Here is an 18,586-nt window from a genome sequence, read left to right on the forward strand (position 1 = left end):
ATCTATTGTCGAAAAGTTGGTTGCAACGATGCAAGTGTTATGGTATATTAATTAACGGTGTTAAAAACGCACGTCGGTTAATTTTATAAAGGGTGCTTTCCAATGGAAAGTCTTTATGAAAAATGATGTCGGCGGAGGACACACAAAAAACCAAACTTAGGAGGTGCGTGAAGATGGCAGTAATCTCCATGAAACAGCTTTTGGAAGCTGGGGTTCACTTTGGTCACCAAACACGTCGCTGGAACCCGAAAATGGATCGTTATATCTTCACTGAAAGAAACGGTATTTACATCATTGACTTGCAAAAGACAGTGAAAAAGGTTGAGGAAGCTTACAACTTTGTAAAAAGCATTGCAGCTGAGAATGGTACAATTCTGTTCGTAGGCACGAAGAAACAAGCACAAGATTCCGTTAAAGAAGAAGCAGCACGCGCTGGTCAATTCTACATTAACCAACGTTGGTTGGGTGGTACGCTGACTAACTTCCAAACGATTCAAAAACGTATTGACCGTTTGAAACAACTAGAAGCTTGGGAAGAAGACGGTACATTCGCAGTTCTTCCTAAAAAAGAAGTTATCATTCTTCGCAAAGAAAAAGATCGTCTTGAAAAATTCTTGGGCGGTATCAAAAACATGAAGGGCCTTCCAAGTGCTCTGTTCATCATTGATCCACGCAAAGAACGTATCGCGGTTGCTGAAGCTCGCAAATTGGGTATCCCAATCGTAGGTATCGTTGATACAAACTGCGATCCAGACGAAATCGACTATGTTATCCCAGGTAATGACGACGCAATCCGCGCTGTTAAATTGCTGACAGGTAAAATGGCTGATGCAGTTATGGAAGCAAACCAAGGCGAAGAAACTACAGCATAACATTTCCATTAGGAAATAACTATATGAATTAAATGAAAAGGGTGGTTGGCAGGTGTATAACCTCTCACTACCCTTTTTTTAAGGAATAAGCACGGTATACCACTGAAAATCAAATTTGGAGGGAAATAATATGGCAGTTAATGCTAGCGCAGTAAAAGAGCTTCGTGAAAAAACAGGCGCAGGAATGCTGGATTGTAAAAAAGCGCTTGAAGAAGCAAACGGTGATTTGACAAAAGCGGTTGAAGTTCTGCGCGAAAAAGGACTTGCAGCTGCAGCCAACAAAGCGGGTCGTATTGCTACTGAAGGTGTTGTTGAATCCTACATTCATGCTGGCGGCCGTATCGGCGTACTGGTAGAAGTAAACTGCGAAACAGACTTCGTAGCTAAAACAGACCAGTTCAGAGATTTTGTACGCGACATTGCAATGCATATCGCTGCATCGAACCCTCGTTATGTTCGTCGTGAAGAAGTGCCACAGGAAGAGATCGAAAAAGAAAAAGAAATCCTGAAAGCACAAGCGCTGAACGAAGGTAAACCAGAAAAAATTGTTGAAAAAATGGTTGAAGGCCGTATTGGTAAGTTCTATGAAGAGTTCTGTTTGTTGGAGCAATCTTTCATCAAAGATCCAGACAAAACAATCTCCACGCTTATCAACGAAAAAATCAGTACGATTGGCGAGAACATCTCCCTGCGTCGCTTTGTTCGTTTTGAACTGGGTGAAGGTCTGGAGAAAAAAGAAGACAACTTCTACGAAGAAGTTATGTCTCAAGTGAAACAATAATTACCAACGAACGGTAATCGCATATGGAAAAATGGAAATGGGACACATCAGTGTTCCATTTCTTGCAACAGGACACCTATCCTGTTACATAAAGTATAAATGATATTGGAGGGTGATCATTTGGAAAAACCTGTGTTTAAGCGTGTTGTCCTGAAAGTTAGTGGTGAATCGCTGTCAGGTCCTAACGGTTACGGTATTGACGCGGATACGATTGCATCCATTGCCGAACAAGTCAAAGACGTAGTGGAACTGGGAGTAGAAGTTGCTATCGTGTGTGGTGGCGGTAACATCTGGCGCGGTATTGCTGGAAGTGCCAACGGAATTGACCGGGCCACGGCAGATTACATGGGTATGCTGGCAACGGTGATGAACTCACTGGCCTTACAGGATGCTTTGGAACAGATTGAGGTACCTACCCGTGTACAAACATCCATTGCGATGCAACAGATTGCAGAACCTTACATTCGTCGTAGAGCTATCCGTCATTTAGAAAAGGGTCGGGTTGTTATTTTTGCAGCAGGTACAGGTAATCCGTTCTTCTCGACTGATACTACAGCTGCACTGCGTGCCGCTGAGATCGAAGCGGAAGTGATTCTGATGGCTAAAAATAAAGTGGATGGCGTATATTCTGCTGATCCGTTTAAAGATAGCACAGCTGAGAAATATGAGCAGCTTACGTATTTGGATGTGCTCAACAAAAATCTCGGTGTCATGGATTCTACTGCTTCCTCGTTGTGCATGGATAACAATATTCCGTTGATTGTCTTTGCTATTACAGAGCAAGGTAACATTAAACGTGTCGTGCTGGGTGAGAAAATTGGTACGATCGTCAAAGGGAGTGTAAATTAATGCCACAATCTGTGAAAAAGAGTGCTGAGGAACGCATGCAAAAAGCAATCCAGGCATTGCAACGTGATCTTGCATCTTTGCGTGCAGGACGGGCGACACCAGCTTTACTGGACCGTGTACAGGTAGAGTATTATGGTGCAATGACTCCAGTCAACCAACTGGCGAATATCAATACACCTGACAGCCGGACCTTGATGATTCAGCCTTGGGACAAATCTTCCTTGGCTGATATCGAGCGCGCTATACAAAAATCCGATTTAGGTTTGACACCTTCGAATGACGGTAACACCATTCGTCTTAGCATTCCTGCTTTGACGGAGGAGCGCAGAACTGACTTGGTGAAGTTGACAAAGAAGAACGGTGAAGAAGCGAAGATCGCTATTCGTAACATTCGTCGTGATGCCAATGATGACATCAAAAAATTGGAGAAAAGTGATATTTCCGAGGACGAATCTCGTAAACATCAGGAAGATATCCAGAAAACAACTGATAAGTTTATCGCTGAAGTGGATAAAGTTTTAGCTGCAAAAGAAAAAGAAATTATGGAAGTCTAAAAGATTGGCAGCCCCTCCCTTACGGTGGGGTTTGTCTCTTTTCAAGCCTGAGGCACATTTTCAGAGAATGCTGGAGGAACTGGAATGATCAAACGGGTTCGGTCTTGGTGGAACGGGGAACAAAAACAGCAAACACCGGCCATTTCAAAAGACAATATTCCGCAGCATGTTGCTGTCATCATGGATGGGAACGGCAGATGGGCCAAACGGATTGGAATGCCGCGGATTGTAGGGCACCAAAATGGAATGAAGGCAGTGAAACGCACAGCAATTGCGGCGGATGAACTGGGTATTAAGTATTTGACTTTGTTTGCATTTTCAACTGAAAATTGGACGCGTCCAAAGGACGAAGTTGATTTTCTAATGCGCTTACCGCAGGAATTTCTGGCTATTGAGCTAGATGAGTTGATTGAAAAAAATGTGCAAGTACGTATGATGGGCAATAAAGAACATTTACCTTCCCATACCGTTGAAGCGCTGACTGAAGCGACTCGACGAACTGAAAATAATACCGGACTTGTTCTTAATTTTGCATTAAATTATGGAAGTCGGTTGGAAATCACCGAATGCATGCAAACATTGGGCCGTCAAATTGCGGATGGGAAGCTTAAATCGGAAGATATAACATCTGAGCTGATCGGTAGTACGTTGCTTTCTAGCGGTATGCCAGACCCTGATTTACTGATTCGAACAAGCGGTGAGCTTAGACTTAGTAATTTTATGCTCTGGCAGCTTGCCTACAGTGAGTTGTGGTTTACTGATATTTATTGGCCTGAGTTTAAGAAAGAACACTTATACGAAGCAGTGATCGAATATCAGCAAAGAACACGACGGTATGGCGGACTGAAGTAAATGGAGGATGAAAGCCGTTGAGACAGAGATTAATTACCGGTATTCTGGCAGGCATATTCTTTTTGGCGATGGTCCTGTGGGGCGGCTTGGCCTACCATTTGCTTATATTGGCGATGGCCCTAATCGGATTTTATGAGTTCGCACGAATGACGCAGGTATCTCCTTTTGGAGGTACAGCAATACTTGGATACGTAAGCATATTAGCTTTTGTATTCCCGTATGAACCTTTTGGCTTGCACTCACCCTTACCCTTTGCCAGTATGCTTTGGCTGGTAATGATAGCTTTTATGATCATCACGGTAGGAACAAAAAATAAAATCCCGATTCAAACGGTAGCTATATTATTTCTTGGTACCGTTTATATAGGGTTTGGATTTTCGTATATTGCGGAATCACGTCATATGGAACATGGACTATTATGGACATTTTTATTATTGGCTTGTATTTGGGCAAGTGATGCAGGGGCATATTTTGTAGGCAAAATGGCAGGAAAGACGAAATTATGGCCTGCGATCAGTCCGAATAAAACGGTCGAAGGATCCATTGGCGGCATCGTTTTAGCGTTGGTTATAGCTCTTGTATTCGCTGGATTATCGGGTGGACTGCTGCCATGGGGCAAAGCCATCGGCATCGGTTTGTCATGTGCAGTTGTGGGACAACTGGGCGATTTGGTACAATCTGCATACAAACGAGTGTACGGCATTAAAGATTCCGGTAATCTGCTGCCAGGGCACGGTGGTATACTAGACCGTTGCGACAGCTGGATTGTCGTTTTTCCATTTGTACATATGCTGATGCTGCTTCCATGAGTCTATTGATTACAGTTTATGCTCAGGCTAATCTCTATGCTGCTCACTCTGCGCTACTAGAAGGTTGGAACTAGTAGCATAGCTGCCTGAATAATAATCAATGAGCTCCTGGATAAAAGTGATTTTCAGGATAGGAAGGTGCATCATGAAAAGAATTACGGTACTTGGTTCAACCGGATCTATTGGAACTCAAACGCTGGATGTAGTGTCCATGCACCCGGATCAGTTTACTGTTGAGGCTTTAGCAGGTGGTTCTAATATAAAGTTACTTGCTGAGCAGGCGCATCTTTATAAACCCAAAAAAGTGTCTGTGGGTACTCGGCAGTTGGCGGATGAAATTCGTCCTTTACTGCCTTCTGGAATGGATCTGTATTGGGGAAATGAAGGACTCATTGAGCTTGCTGCGAACACGGAGGCGGATATGGTTGTGACGGCTGTAATGGGCAGTGTCGGATTGCACTCCACGCTGGCCGCGATTGAGGCTGGAAAACAGATCGGTTTGGCCAATAAGGAAACACTGGTTACTGCTGGTCATCTGGTCACAGCGCGGGCTCGGGCGAAAGGAGTGCCGTTGCTGCCGATTGACAGTGAGCATTCAGCTATTTTCCAATGCTTGAATGGTGAGCGTATGAAAGATGTGGCACATATTACACTCACAGCATCAGGGGGTTCTTTTCGAGATTTGACAAGAGAACAGTTGCGTGAAGTTACCGTGGAAGATGCACTCAAGCATCCCAATTGGTCAATGGGGGCCAAAATCACGATTGATTCAGCAACGATGGTAAACAAGGGGCTGGAAGTCATTGAGGCGCATTGGCTATTCGGACTTGATTATGAGCAGATTCATGTGTTGCTTCATCCGGAAAGCATTATTCATTCCTATGTTGAGTTTCAGGATACAAGCATTGTTGCTCAACTTGGGAATCCGGACATGAGAGTACCCATTCAATATGCTTTGACTTATCCTGAGCGTATGAAGTCCCCGGCGAAGCCGTTGTCACTGGCTGAAGTGGGTAGACTCCATTTTAAGGAAATGGACTATAATCGTTTTCCTTGTTTAAGGCTTGCCTTCGAATGTGGTAAAATGGGTGGTACAGCACCGACCGCATTTAATGCAGCTAATGAGATTGCTGTTGCCCGTTTCCTGCGTGGAGAAATTTCTTTTCTGCATATTGAAGCTATTATTGAACGTGTGCTGGAGCGGCATGTCAATGTGGCTAATCCTGATCTGTCTGCGATTGAAGCATGTGACGGAGAGACTCGTAGCATAGCCACGGGGTTGTAGGCTAATGTTGGGTTAGAAACGAAATGTGATTCTCTTGTGCGGGATCGGAGAATAATGATAATCTAGGAAGACAAACTCGATCTCATTGAAAGGGGAACGGAAACGATTGGAAACGATTCAAATAGTGTTGATGACGGTGCTCATGTTTTTCGTCATAGTGACGGTGCATGAATGGGGGCATTATTATTTTGCCAAGCGCGCCGGGATTCTGGTACGGGAGTTTGCGATCGGTTTCGGTCCGAAACTGTTTTCTTATAAAAGAAACGAGACGCGATTTACGTTGCGTTTGTTGCCGTTCGGTGGCTTTGCCCGCATGGCGGGAGAGGATCCGGAGGTTAATGAAATTGAGACCGGACAAACGATTGCTGTACGCCTAACGGATGACGTCGTTAAAACCATCTATCTGGATCAACTGGATAATCGCAAGAATGTGGTGCGAGGCGAAGTGTTGGATATTGATCTGGAACAGTCATTAACTTTAAAATTGGATGTGGATGGCGAAGATCAGCAATACACTGTGCACCCGCAAGCGATGATGGTAACCAAAGGACAATCCATACAGATTGCACCCAAGGATCGGCAGTATGGGAGTAAAACAGTAGGACAGCGTGCGTTGGCTATTTTTGCTGGACCACTGATGAATTTTATTCTTGCCTTTATTTTGTTTGGTCTGCATATTCAGATGGTCGGCATACAAGTGGACAACCCGACTTATGTCCAAATTAGTGAAATTACAGCAGGTATGCCTGCTGCTGAAGCTGATTTGCATAAGGGAGATATCATCGAATCGGTGAATGGAGTAGCCATTGGTGCGAATGTTGAAAACATGATCAAACTGATTGCGGATTCTCAAGACAAGCCGATGAAGTGGACGGTTCGCCGTGATAATAAGACCTTTGATCTTACGATTACACCTCGTGCAATGGAAGGACAAAAGGGTGGCAAGGTGGGCATTGTGCCTGAACTTCCAAAACGCCAAGCAGGTGTGGGTGAAACGTTCAAATTTGCCGGACAATCCATGGTCAGAACGACCGATATTATTTTCCAAGGATTTAGCCAGCTCATTCAACGTTTTTCTATCAATGACTTGGGAGGCCCGGTACGTACTTTTGAAGTGACGGGGCAAATTGCCAAGCAGGGGATTGAGCAGTTGACGTATTGGACTGCTATAATGAGTCTTTACCTGGGGATATTTAATTTATTGCCTATTCCGGCGCTGGATGGAAGCAGACTTGTTTTCCTTGGTGTGGAGGCGGTAAGAGGGCGTCCCGTTGATCCGAGCAGGGAAGGAATGGTCCATTTCGTTGGTTTTGCTATGCTATTCCTGCTTATGATTGCGGTCACGTATAACGATATTTTACGCTTAATTAATGGTTAATTAGAGACGGACTTATATAAAAACGGTCTGTATGGGAGGACATGCATTTCTATGTCGAACGATAAACAGTTTGTCGAGGAAATTACGCCGCAGAGCGAAGATTTTTCCCGATGGTATATTGATGTTATTAAAAAAGCAGAACTGATGGATTATTCCCCTGTTCGCGGATGTATTGTATTCCGCCCCGATGGTTTTGAAATTTGGGAGCATATCAAGGAAGCCATGGATGTGCGCTTCAGAGAAACAGGTCACCGTAATGCCTATTTTCCAATGTTCATTCCAGAAAGCTTTTTTCAAAAGGAAAAAGAGCATGTTGAAGGGTTTAATCCTGAACTGCCTTGGGTAACCGAGGCTGGCGGGGAAAAGCTGGAAGAGCGTCTTGCAATTCGTCCGACTTCGGAAACCATGATTGGTCATATGTACTCCAAATGGATTCAATCCTATCGTGATCTACCCGTGCTTATTAACCAATGGGCTAATGTAGTGCGTTGGGAAAAACGCACGCTGCCTTTCTTGCGCACAAGTGAATTTTTGTGGCAAGAAGGTCACACGGCCCATGAAACAGAAGAAGAAGCACGTGAAGAAACGATGAAAATGCTGGAAGTATACCGTGAGGTTATTGAGGAAGTTCTGGCTATTCCGGTTATTACTGGACAGAAAACACCTTCTGAAAAGTTTGCAGGTGCGAAGGATACATTTTCACTGGAAGCGATGATGAAGGATGGACGGGCGGTACAAGCTGGGACCTCCCACTATATGGGAACTAATTTTGCCGTTGCATTTGACATTAAATATTTGAGTCGTGAAAACAACTTGGAATTCGCGCATACGACTTCATGGGGAACAAGTACACGTTTGATCGGTGCCCTGATTATGGTCCATGGAGATGACCGTGGTCTGGCATTGCCTCCTAAAGTTGCGCCTACGCAGGTTATTATGGTTCCAATTGGACCACCTAAGAAGCGTGATGCTGTTATCGCTCGTGCAGATGAACTATTTGCTGAGTTGAAACAAGCGGGAGTGCGTGTTAAAATGGACGACCGCAGCGATGTAAGTCCAGGTTGGAAATTTAATGAATATGAAATGCGCGGTGTGCCGGTTCGTCTGGAAATCGGGCCGCGTGATATGGAAAACGGTGTCTGTGTGCTCGTATCCCGTATCAGCGGTGAGAAAAAAATCGTGCAGCAGGATAATCTGGTTGAGGAAGTACACGCGATGCTCGCACAGGTACAGCAGGAGATGTTTGATCGTGCGAAAAATTTCATGGAAGAAAACTTCTATTCCGTTGATACGCTGGATGAAATGAAGACTCTCATGGAAGAAAAACGCGGCTTTACTTTGGCAGGCTGGTGCGGATCTGAAGAATGTGAAGATAAAGTTAAAGAAGTGACAGGTGCTACAAGTCGTAATATACCGTTTAAAACAAACGAGCAAAAGTCCACATGTTTGTGCTGTGGCAAACCTGCCAAGCATACAGTAGTGTTCGCACGGGCGTACTAATATAGAAGTAGGGCAATACCACTATACTCACTTCATTCTCTTCGCTGACATGGTAACTGTTACGGGACAATGTCCCGAAGGATCTATGTGTCGTTGTGAAGAGGATTGAAGAGGGCTACGAAAAGCTTTTGCGGTCGGAGATGTTTTTGACGCAGAAGCTTTTCATGTTTTCAGAATGGTAGATTTGAAATTGGGGGGAGAGCCATGGGCGGAGCTGAAGAAAAGAGAAAGCGGCTGGAACTGCTAATGAAGCAAGTTGGGATGCCGGCGGGAGTGGTTGAACCTTATTTTTTGGACGGTTGGATTGACCAAGTGGAGATTAGCCGAACCAATAAGGATTGGAACATCACCATTGCCAAGGAGACATTGGTCCCCGCTCAGGTGTATCGTACGTTCTGTATTCAAGTACAGGAAAAAATGAGTCACATCGCAAAAATTACGTTCCGTTTTCAGTACAGTGAGCAGATTCAGCCTGGTGATATCATCAGTGAATACTGGAAACTTTTTCTAGAGTGGGTACATCGTGAGATTCCATCGGTTAACGGTTGGATGAATCGGGCTGTGCATGAGTGGGACGACGGTCTATTATTGCTAACGATGAGCGACGGTATGTCGTTGGAACTGGCGCGTAAAAAGCAGATAGATCAAGCTATCATCAAATTTTACGATAAATATTTCGGGCTTTCTATGCGCATTAAAGTCCAGGTGGGTGAAAGTAACCAGGAGGCGTTACAGCAATTCCAAGAGAAAAAAATGCAGGAAGAACGCGAAGTCATTCAGCAGATGATGGAAAGTATGGAATCCGAAATGCCGCCTTTGGATGAAGAAGAAGGAGACGTACGGCTTCAATTCGGTTATGACATCAAAGAACCGGCTGTTCCGATGCAAGATATTCAGGACGAAGAGAAGAAAGTCACTTTACAAGGAACAATCTTCGGTTTGGATAGTAAAGAATTGCGCAATGGCAGCACGTTGTTTACGTATTATTTGACCGACTTTAGTGATTCCCTGCAAATGAAAATGTTTGCTAAAACTAAAGAAGATCTGAAGATCCTCAGCTTGTTGGCTAACGGGAAATGGGTCAAAGTACGGGGTCGAGTTGAATATGATCGTTTTATGCAAATTCCCGAGCTGGTTATGATTCCCTCTGATCTAGTTGAAGTACAGGCTCCACCCACACGTAAGGATAAAGCAGAGGAAAAACGAGTCGAGTTCCATCTCCATACAAAGATGAGCGCAATGGATGCTGTTGCCTCGATTGATCAATACGTTAAAACAGCCGCCAAATGGGGGCACAAGGCGATTGCAGTCACCGACCATGGCGGAGTGCAGTGCTACCCTGATGCTGCTAAGGCTGCAAAGAAAAACGGCATTAAAATGATCTACGGTGTTGAGGCCAATGTGGTTAATGATGCCGTTGAGGTTGTAATGCAGGCACAGCCATTAAATTTGAAAACAGCGACTTATGTCGTTTTTGATATTGAAACCACCGGTTTATCGGTTACACAGAATAAAATCATTGAGATTGCAGCTGTGAAAATGCATGATGGCAAAGAAATTGATCGTTATGCTACCTTTGTCAATCCGCATGAGCGCATTCCATATAATATACAGCAACTGACCAACATTAACGATGAAATGGTCAAGGACGCGCCGGATGTAGAACCTGTTATGAAGGAGTTTGTAGCTTTTGCTGGCGATGCTGTATTGGTTGCCCATAATGCGCGTTTTGATGTCGGTTTTATCCAGGCCACCCTTCGAAATATGGGTTTGCCTGAAATGACCAATCCGGTACTGGATACGCTCGAACTGGCTCGTTTACTGTTTCCAACAATGAAAAACCATCGTCTGAATACGCTGACGACCAAATATAAAGTGGCGCTCGAAAGCCATCACCGAGCCATTGACGATACAGTCGCACTGACTGAAGTGCTGAATGGCTTGCTGAATGATGCGGAACAAATTAAGGGTTTAAAAATGCTCGATCGTCTGAATGATTATGTGGGTAAGGACTTATCGACCGTTCGTCCGTTTCACTGTTGTATTTATGCCCTCAATCCGATTGGTAAAAAAAATCTGTACAAGCTGGTTTCGATGTCTCATACCGAATATTTCAAGCGTGTGCCTTGCATTCCTAAATCAAAATTGTCAGAAATGAGAGACGGACTGCTTATTATTTCTGGCTGCGAAAAAGGAGAGTTCTTCGAGGCTGTGTTGAACAAGTCCGAGGAAGAAGCCGAGGAAATAGCACAGTTTTATGATGTGTTGGAGATTCAACCTTTGACGATGTATATGCATTTAGTAGAAAAACAACTGGTAAGCGGGCCTGATGCTCTGAAAACGGCAATACGCAAAGTATGCGAAATTGGGCGGCGACTTGATAAGCCCGTAATTGCCACAGGCAATGTTCACTATTTGGAAACGCGCGATAAGTTGTACCGTGATATTACGATACATGGCATTACGGGATTTAGTCCGCTAAAAGATATTCGTAAGCCTGATGCGCATTTACGCACCACAGACGAAATGCTGGCAGAATTCGAGTTTTTGGGCGAGGAGAAAGCCTATGAAGTCGTTGTGAAGAATACCAGTGAGTTGGCGGATCGATTTGAGGAGCTGGAGTTGTTCCCTGACAAGCTGTTTACACCTTTGCTGGATGGGGCGGACGAGGAAATCCGTAACACTTGCTATGAGACGGCTAAATCTATCTATGGTGAGGAATTGCCCGAGGTGGTTGTAGCTCGCCTTGAAAAAGAACTGGAGCCGATTATTAAATACGGTTTCTCTGCCAACTATCTTATTTCCGAGCGCTTGGTTAAAAAGTCTAATAAGGATGGATATCTGGTAGGTTCACGGGGGTCTGTTGGATCTTCTGTGGTCGCTACCTTCCTCGGTATTTCCGAGGTTAATCCACTGCCTGCACATTATATTTGCGGTAATCCTGAATGCAGACATAGCGAATGGATTTTGGACGGTAGTGTGCCGAGTGGATTTGATTTGCCGGACAAAAATTGTCCGAATTGCGGCGGCAAACTGAAGGGTGAGGGACAGGATATTCCGTTTGAAACGTTTCTTGGGTTTAAGGGAGATAAAGTTCCCGATATTGACTTGAACTTCTCTGGCGAATATCAGCCTGTCGCACATAACTATACGAAAGTACTGTTTGGTGAGAAAAGTGTATTCCGTGCTGGAACCATCGGTACCGTTGCCGAGAAGACAGCCTTTGGCTTTGCCAAGAAATATGAAGAGGCGCATCATAAAAAATGGCGTGGGGCTGAACTGAATAGGCTGGCTTCGGGCTGTACAGGGGTCAAACGCAGTACCGGGCAACATCCAGGCGGAATTGTCGTTGTTCCCGATTATATTGAGGTCGAGGATATTACGCCGGTACAGTACCCCGCCGATGATACAAGCTCGGAATGGAAAACAACGCATTTTGATTATCACGCTTTTGATGCGAATTTACTCAAACTCGATATTCTGGGTCATGATGATCCGACCATGATGAGGATGCTTCAGGATTTGACTGGTGTCGATCCTACGACCATTCCAATGAATGATCCTAAGGTTATGAGCATGTTCAACTCCACGGAGGCGCTCGGTGTTACACCCCAGCAAATCCGCACGCCTGTAGCAACCTATGGTGTACCAGAGATGGGGACGAAGTTTGTGCGCCAAATGTTAGTAGAGTCGCAGCCAAGTTCTTTTGCCGATTTACTGCAAATATCCGGACTGTCTCACGGCACGGGCGTATGGCTAGGGAACGCACAGGAACTGATTAAGAATAATACTTGCAACATCAAGACTGTAATTGGTTGTCGTGATGACATCATGCTGTTTTTGATTTACAAGGCAGGCATGGACGCAGGTCTGGCCTTTAAAATTACGGAGAGCGTACGTAAAGGTAAGGGGCTTAGTGCTGAATGGATTGAGGAAATGAAAAAATGCAAGGTGCCACAGTGGTACATTGATTCCTGTCTGAAAATTCAGTACATGTTTCCGAAGGCGCATGCTGCAGCGTATGTTATTTCAGCAGTGCGCACAGCGTACTTTAAGCTGTATCATCCGATTGAATATTATGCGACTTACTTTTCAGTACGTGCAGCCGATTTTGATATTGAGCTGTGCTGTCAGGGATATGATGCAATCGCGCGGAAGATTGTCGAAATCGAGCAACTCGGTTTTCAGGCACCTCCCAAAGAAAAAGGGATGCTTCCGATCCTGGAAATGGCTCTGGAAATGACGGCTCGCGGGTTTAGTTTTAAATCCATTGATTTGTACCGTTCCGAAGCTACACGCTTCAAGGTGGATGGAGATTCACTCATTCCGCCATTCGGAGCTCTTCAGGGAATTGGAGACAACGCGGCACGTAACATCGCAGCCTCCCGTGAACATGGTGAATTTTTGTCTGTCGAGGATTTTCAACAAAAATCGAAGGCTAGTAAAACCATTGTCGAAATGCTGTCTCAGATGGGTTGCTTTCGAGGTCTTCCAGAGAGTAATCAGCTGTCTCTGTTTTAATCCGAACCACAGTAGTCAAGCTCTGGCACTTGTCACATAACTACGGTTATGTTATAATTTTTTTGGTAATCATGGAGATAAAACCGTTGCTAAAAGAGTGGGGAAACCCACTCTTTACTGTTTGATATACAGTTACAACGTGAAAAGGTTGTTTTTGGGCACGAAACCGGTACGCCGGTTTATTTGCAGTGAGCCCGAAATGAACATTACATCAAATGAAAATGAAAATGCCGGTGATGGAGAAGCATTGTCCATGCAATAGGGCATCTTTTTTTCAACACAGGAAAGTTCACTTTTGGAGGTTATAATCTTTGAGCACACCAAAGATCAAATCAGTAGTAGAAGAAATGGCCCAACCTTACCTCGAAGAGCATGGTTTTGAACTGGTCGATGTCGAGTATGTCAAAGAGGGCAGTAATTGGTTTCTTCGCGTTTTTGTAGACAAAGACGGAGGAATTGATCTGGACGACTGCAGTATGATCAGTGAATATTTGGGTCAAAAGTTGGATGAAAATGACCCTGTTTCTACAGCATATTTTCTGGAAGTGTCTTCACCAGGCGCCGAAAGACCGCTAAAAAAAGCGGAGGACGTTACTAAAGCGGTAGGCAAAAACGTATTCGTTACTACATACGAGCCGATCAACGGCCTGAAGGAATTTGAAGGTCGTTTGCTTTCTTTTGAAGATGGGGAACTCACCGTTCAAAGCGGACAAAAGAAGCATGCTATACCTTATGACAAGGTAGCTGGTGCAAGGCTCGCGATCATATTTTAATTCAGATTTGACTGTTGCTGTTTGACATGTACTACATGTTTTTTTGCCTCGTGTGCCGACCAGTACGCAGGTGCATCATTTGAAAGGGGGAGCAGTAATCCATGAGTATGGATTTTATTGAAGCAATGAACGAGTTGGAAAGAGAAAAGGGGATCAGCAAGGATGTGCTGTTTGAGGCCATTGAAGCAGCCTTGATTTCTAGTTACAAACGGAATTTCAACACCGCACAAAACGTGCGTGTTGATATGAACCGCAACTCGGGAGTCATTAAGGTATATGCCCGCAAGCTGATCGTTGAGGAGGTATTGGATCCTCGCACCGAGATTTCGTTGCCTGCGGCTCGTGAGATTAACCCGCATTTTCAGTTGGAAGATATCGCTGAAATTGAAGTTACACCACGTGATTTTGGACGGATTGCTGCACAAACTGCGAAGCAGGTCGTGACCCAGCGTATCCGCGAAGCGGAACGGGGACTGATCTACAACAAGTTTGTGGACAAGGAAGAAGATATTGTAACAGGAACTGTACAGCGCCAAGACCCACGTAACATTTATATTGATCTTGGTAAGGTGGAAGCGGTTCTCCCGTTAGGCGAATTGATGCCTAATGAGAAATTTAGCCATCTGGATCGAATTAAGGCTTATATTACCAAAGTAGAAAACACAACCAAAGGACCGCAAATTATGCTGTCCCGATCACATCCGGGTCTGCTTAAGCGTTTGTTCGAACTCGAAGTGCCTGAAATTTTTGATGGTGTTGTAGAGATTCGTTCCGTAGCGCGTGAAGCAGGCTTCCGTTCTAAAATCGCGGTTCATTCCCGTAACGCCGAGGTGGATCCGGTCGGCTCTTGTGTGGGTCCTAGAGGAACACGTGTACAGACTATTGTGAACGAGCTGCGTGGCGAAAAAATCGACATTGTACGTTATTCCGATAATGTTGATGAATACGTGGCTAATGCGCTGAGTCCATCCAAGGTGCTCGAAGTGCAGGTGTTTGAAGAAGAGAAAATGGCGCGTGTTATTGTGCCTGATTATCAGCTTTCTCTTGCTATTGGTATCAAAGGACAAAATGCTCGCCTTGCTGCTAAGCTTACGGGTTGGAAAATTGATATTAAGAGTGAAACACAGGCGGAGGAAGAACTCGGCAGACCGAGAACATCCACCGATGAAATGCATCAGGATTCCGTTTCTGTAGATTAAGCGGAGTGTAGGGGGGTTAATGCATGAAACAGAGAAAGATACCTTTGCGCAAATGTGTGGCCTGTCATGAAATGATGCCAAAGAAGCAGTTGATCCGTGTCGTCAAAACCCCTGAAGACGAAGTGTTGATTGACTTGACTGGCAAAAAGTCGGGACGCGGCGCTTACTTGTGCGGCAAAGCCGCCTGCTTCAAGCTGGCTCAAAAGAGCAAGGCACTGGATCGAGCATTGAAGCACTCGGTTCATCCTGATATTTATGAGCAGCTAAGTCGTGATTTTGCTGCCGTCGAGGAAGAATTCCTGGCGGCACAAGGCAGCGTGCAGGATGAATAAGGCGCTGTCTGGATTGGGTCTTGCCATGAGAGCTGGCAAGCTGCTAACAGGTGATGAGATCGTTTATAAAGCGATCAGGTCTTCAGAAGCCAAGCTGGTCATTCTTGCGAAAGATGCTTCAATGAATACTCAAAAGAAATTCCGCGACAAATGCGGGACGTACAAAATCCCCTTAATGATAGGATTTGACCGGGAAAGCTTGGGAAGCAGTATCGGCAAGCCTGAACGGGTTGTGCTGGCTGTGACGGATCAAGGATTCGCGAAATTGATCAAGAAACATACGGGGATAATGTCGGAGGTGGAGTATATTGAGTAAACAAGAAAACAAAGACAAAGTGCGGGTATACGAATACGCCAAATCGTTGAACATGAGCAGCAAAGAAATTATCACCATTCTTAAACGGCTGGATATTCCCGTGAACAACCATATGAGCGTCATGGAACATGATGCCGTAGGTAAAGTGGAAAGTTTTTTTAAGAATATTAAATCCAATGCTGCGGCCAAGCAAGGCGAAGCAGGTACGGTGCAAGTAAGCTCGAATCAGGCCGGTTCAAGCCAGAATAGTAATCATTCAACTGAGCAAACCAAAAATCAACAGGAAAAGCAGGTAAGTATGAATAGGACAAACAACAACCAAAACAGTAACCGAAGCAGCGCTCCAAAAGCGCAAAGCAGTCAGCAGGGCGGTCAAAACCGCAGTCAACAAAGTACTAGCAGACCCACTGGTCAGCAAAGTACACAAAACCGCAGTAATGGTCAACAACAGGGAGGACAACAGCGTCCCGGCGGTAACACAGGTTCGCGTCCTCAAGGTAGCCAAAGCACTAACTCACGCCCTCAGGGAAGTAGTCAGGGTGGTACGGCTGTAAGAACATCATCCTCCACAGGTAGCAACAATGCGAACCGTAGTGGTGGCAACCGTACAGGCAGTAACTCCAACAACGGTGGTAACCGTTCCGGTCAAGGACGTTTTGACGATAACCGTCAAGGCGGCGGACGCGGTGGTAACGGTGGTCGTGGAGGCAATAATCGCGGTGGTAGCAATCGTGGCGGGAAATTTAACAATCGTGGTAAAGGTCAACAACAGGAACGTCGCGAGAAAATCGACAACACGCCAAAGAAAATTATTGTTCGTGGTGAGATGACCGTAGGCGAAACTGCCAAGCTTCTTCACAAGGATGCGTCAGAAGTCATCAAAAAGCTGATTATGCTCGGAACGATGGCGACCATTAACCAGGAACTGGATATGGATACTATCCTCTTGCTTGCCGGAGACTTTGGTGTCGAGGTAGAAGTGAAAATTCCGGTCGAAGAAGATCGTTTTGAAACGGTGGAAGAAAATGATGATCCTGCGGATCTGAAAACACGTCCACCCGTTGTAACGATTATGGGTCACGTCGATCATGGTAAAACAACTTTGCTGGATGCCATTCGCTCGACTAATGTAACTGGTGGCGAAGCTGGCGGTATTACACAGCATATTGGTGCATACCAAGTTGAAATTAACAGCAAAAAAATCACTTTCCTGGATACACCGGGTCACGAAGCCTTTACTGCTATGCGTGCACGTGGTGCTCAAGTGACAGATATGACGATTATCGTGGTTGCAGCTGACGACGGTGTTATGCCTCAGACGGTCGAAGCTATTAACCATGCGAAGGCGGCAGGTCTGCCAATTATCGTAGCTGTAAACAAGATCGACAAACCAGATGCCAACCCGGATAAAGTGAAGCAAGAACTCACTGAATATGAATTGGTACCTGAAGAGTGGGGCGGCGATACGATTTTCGTCAACGTTTCCGCGAAACAAAGAATGGGTCTGGAAGACCTGCTCGAAATGATTCTGCTCGTAGCTGAAGTGAATGAGTACAAAGCGAATCCGAACAAACGGGCACGTGGTACCATCATCGAGGCAGAACTGGATAAAGGCCGCGGTTCTGTGGCTCGTATCCTCGTTCAGAATGGTACACTGAAAGTTGGCGATGCTTTCGTAGCGGGTAACTGCTTCGGACGTGTGCGTGCCATGGTCAACGATAAAGGTCGTCGTCTTAAGGAAGCAGGTCCTTCCACTCCAGTTGAAATTACTGGTTTGACAGAAGTTCCACTTGCTGGCGATCCATTCATGGTGTTTGAGGATGAGCGGAAAGCACGCGCTATTGCTGACAGACGTGCGATCACACAACGCCAATCTGATCTGGGCAGTAATACACGCGTAACACTGGATGACCTGTTCCAACACATCAAGGATGGCGAAATGAAGGATCTGAACGTCATTATTAAAGGTGACGTGCAAGGTTCTGTCGAAGCGTTGAAAGGTTCCTTGAATAAGATTGAAGTCGAAGGTGTGCGCGTTAAAATTCTTCACAGTGGTGCAGGAGCAATCACCGAATCCGATATTATTTTGGCCGCAGCTTCCAATGCTATTGTCATTGGTTTTAATGTTCGTCCGGATAACCAGGCGAAATCTACAGCGGAAGCTGAAAAAGTGGACATTCGTCTACACCGTGTCATTTACAATGTCATTGAAGAAATAGAGCAAGCCATGAAGGGCATGCTGGATCCTGAATATAAAGAAAATGTGATTGGGCATGCTGAAGTACGTAACGTGTTCAAAGTTACCAAAGTCGGTACGATCGCTGGTTGTATGGTGACATCCGGTAAAATTACCCGTTCAGCAGAAGCACGCCTGATTCGTGATGGCATCGTCATTTTTGAAGGTAAAATCGACTCACTGAAACGCTTTAAGGACGACGCAAAAGAAGTTGCCCAAGGTTACGAATGCGGTATTACCCTTGATGGCTATAATGATGTTAAGGAACTCGACATTATTGAAGCGTTCGTCATGGAAACAGTGGAGCGCTAACGGCAGAGAGGTGAGCA

General features: G+C 45.2%; 15 protein-coding genes. All 15 read left to right on the forward strand.

The annotated features are described in order from the left end of the window. Nucleotides 1-173: 173 nt before the first annotated feature. Nucleotides 174-872 (forward strand): 30S ribosomal protein S2, encoded by a 699-nt coding sequence (gene rpsB, locus MLD56_RS10055; protein WP_013309916.1) that lies wholly within the window; start codon nucleotides 174-176, stop codon nucleotides 870-872. Nucleotides 873-1,002: 130 nt separating this feature from the next. After that, nucleotides 1,003-1,653 carry a translation elongation factor Ts gene (tsf, locus tag MLD56_RS10060; protein WP_013309917.1) on the forward strand — a complete coding sequence of 217 codons (651 nt, stop codon included), beginning with the start codon at nucleotides 1,003-1,005 and terminating at the stop codon, nucleotides 1,651-1,653. A 120-nt stretch (nucleotides 1,654-1,773) separates the two neighbouring features. Next, nucleotides 1,774-2,502: a UMP kinase gene (gene pyrH, locus MLD56_RS10065; protein WP_013309918.1), complete on the forward strand. Its 729-nt coding sequence runs from the start codon at nucleotides 1,774-1,776 to the stop codon at nucleotides 2,500-2,502. Continuing rightward, a complete protein-coding gene (frr, locus tag MLD56_RS10070; RefSeq protein ID WP_029517013.1) occupies nucleotides 2,502-3,056 on the forward strand; it encodes a ribosome recycling factor in 555 nt (184 codons plus the stop codon). The genes pyrH and frr overlap by 1 nt, the downstream gene beginning before the upstream one ends. An 84-nt stretch (nucleotides 3,057-3,140) precedes the next feature. Beyond that, on the forward strand, nucleotides 3,141-3,908 hold the full coding sequence (locus MLD56_RS10075; RefSeq protein WP_029517014.1) for an undecaprenyl pyrophosphate synthase: 768 nt from the start codon (nucleotides 3,141-3,143) through the stop codon (nucleotides 3,906-3,908). 17 nt (nucleotides 3,909-3,925) lie between these two features. Then, nucleotides 3,926-4,717 carry a phosphatidate cytidylyltransferase gene (locus MLD56_RS10080; protein ID WP_029517015.1) on the forward strand — a complete coding sequence of 264 codons (792 nt, stop codon included), beginning with the start codon at nucleotides 3,926-3,928 and terminating at the stop codon, nucleotides 4,715-4,717. A gap of 145 nt (nucleotides 4,718-4,862) precedes the next feature. Further along, nucleotides 4,863-6,002: a 1-deoxy-D-xylulose-5-phosphate reductoisomerase gene (locus MLD56_RS10085; protein WP_029517016.1), complete on the forward strand. Its 1,140-nt coding sequence runs from the start codon at nucleotides 4,863-4,865 to the stop codon at nucleotides 6,000-6,002. Between the two features lie 106 nt (nucleotides 6,003-6,108). Continuing rightward, on the forward strand, nucleotides 6,109-7,380 hold the full coding sequence (rseP, locus tag MLD56_RS10090) for an RIP metalloprotease RseP (RefSeq protein ID WP_029517017.1): 1,272 nt from the start codon (nucleotides 6,109-6,111) through the stop codon (nucleotides 7,378-7,380). 51 nt (nucleotides 7,381-7,431) lie between these two features. Continuing rightward, on the forward strand, nucleotides 7,432-8,880 hold the full coding sequence (gene proS / locus MLD56_RS10095; RefSeq protein ID WP_029517018.1) for a proline--tRNA ligase: 1,449 nt from the start codon (nucleotides 7,432-7,434) through the stop codon (nucleotides 8,878-8,880). A 204-nt stretch (nucleotides 8,881-9,084) separates the two neighbouring features. Then, nucleotides 9,085-13,401, forward strand: coding sequence for a PolC-type DNA polymerase III (locus MLD56_RS10100; protein ID WP_029517019.1), 4,317 nt, complete (start codon nucleotides 9,085-9,087; stop codon nucleotides 13,399-13,401). Nucleotides 13,402-13,712: 311 nt separating this feature from the next. Then, nucleotides 13,713-14,174, forward strand: a complete 462-nt coding sequence (rimP, locus tag MLD56_RS10105) for a ribosome maturation factor RimP (protein ID WP_029517020.1) — start codon at nucleotides 13,713-13,715, stop codon at nucleotides 14,172-14,174. A gap of 101 nt (nucleotides 14,175-14,275) precedes the next feature. After that, the gene (nusA, locus tag MLD56_RS10110; RefSeq protein WP_013309927.1) at nucleotides 14,276-15,373 is read left to right on the forward strand and encodes a transcription termination factor NusA; all 1,098 of its coding nucleotides are present in this window, start codon (nucleotides 14,276-14,278) and stop codon (nucleotides 15,371-15,373) included. A gap of 23 nt (nucleotides 15,374-15,396) precedes the next feature. Continuing rightward, nucleotides 15,397-15,705 carry an RNase P modulator RnpM gene (gene rnpM / locus MLD56_RS10115; RefSeq protein WP_007430067.1) on the forward strand — a complete coding sequence of 103 codons (309 nt, stop codon included), beginning with the start codon at nucleotides 15,397-15,399 and terminating at the stop codon, nucleotides 15,703-15,705. Then, nucleotides 15,698-16,021, forward strand: a complete 324-nt coding sequence (locus MLD56_RS10120; protein WP_029517021.1) for a L7Ae/L30e/S12e/Gadd45 family ribosomal protein — start codon at nucleotides 15,698-15,700, stop codon at nucleotides 16,019-16,021. Before rnpM ends, MLD56_RS10120 begins: the two co-directional genes overlap by 8 nt. Beyond that, a complete protein-coding gene (gene infB, locus MLD56_RS10125) occupies nucleotides 16,014-18,569 on the forward strand; it encodes a translation initiation factor IF-2 (RefSeq protein WP_029517022.1) in 2,556 nt (851 codons plus the stop codon). The genes MLD56_RS10120 and infB overlap by 8 nt, the downstream gene beginning before the upstream one ends. Nucleotides 18,570-18,586 lie beyond the last annotated feature (17 nt).

This window comes from Paenibacillus peoriae (assembly GCF_022531965.1).
Classification (GTDB): Bacteria; Bacillota; Bacilli; order Paenibacillales; family Paenibacillaceae; genus Paenibacillus; species Paenibacillus polymyxa_D.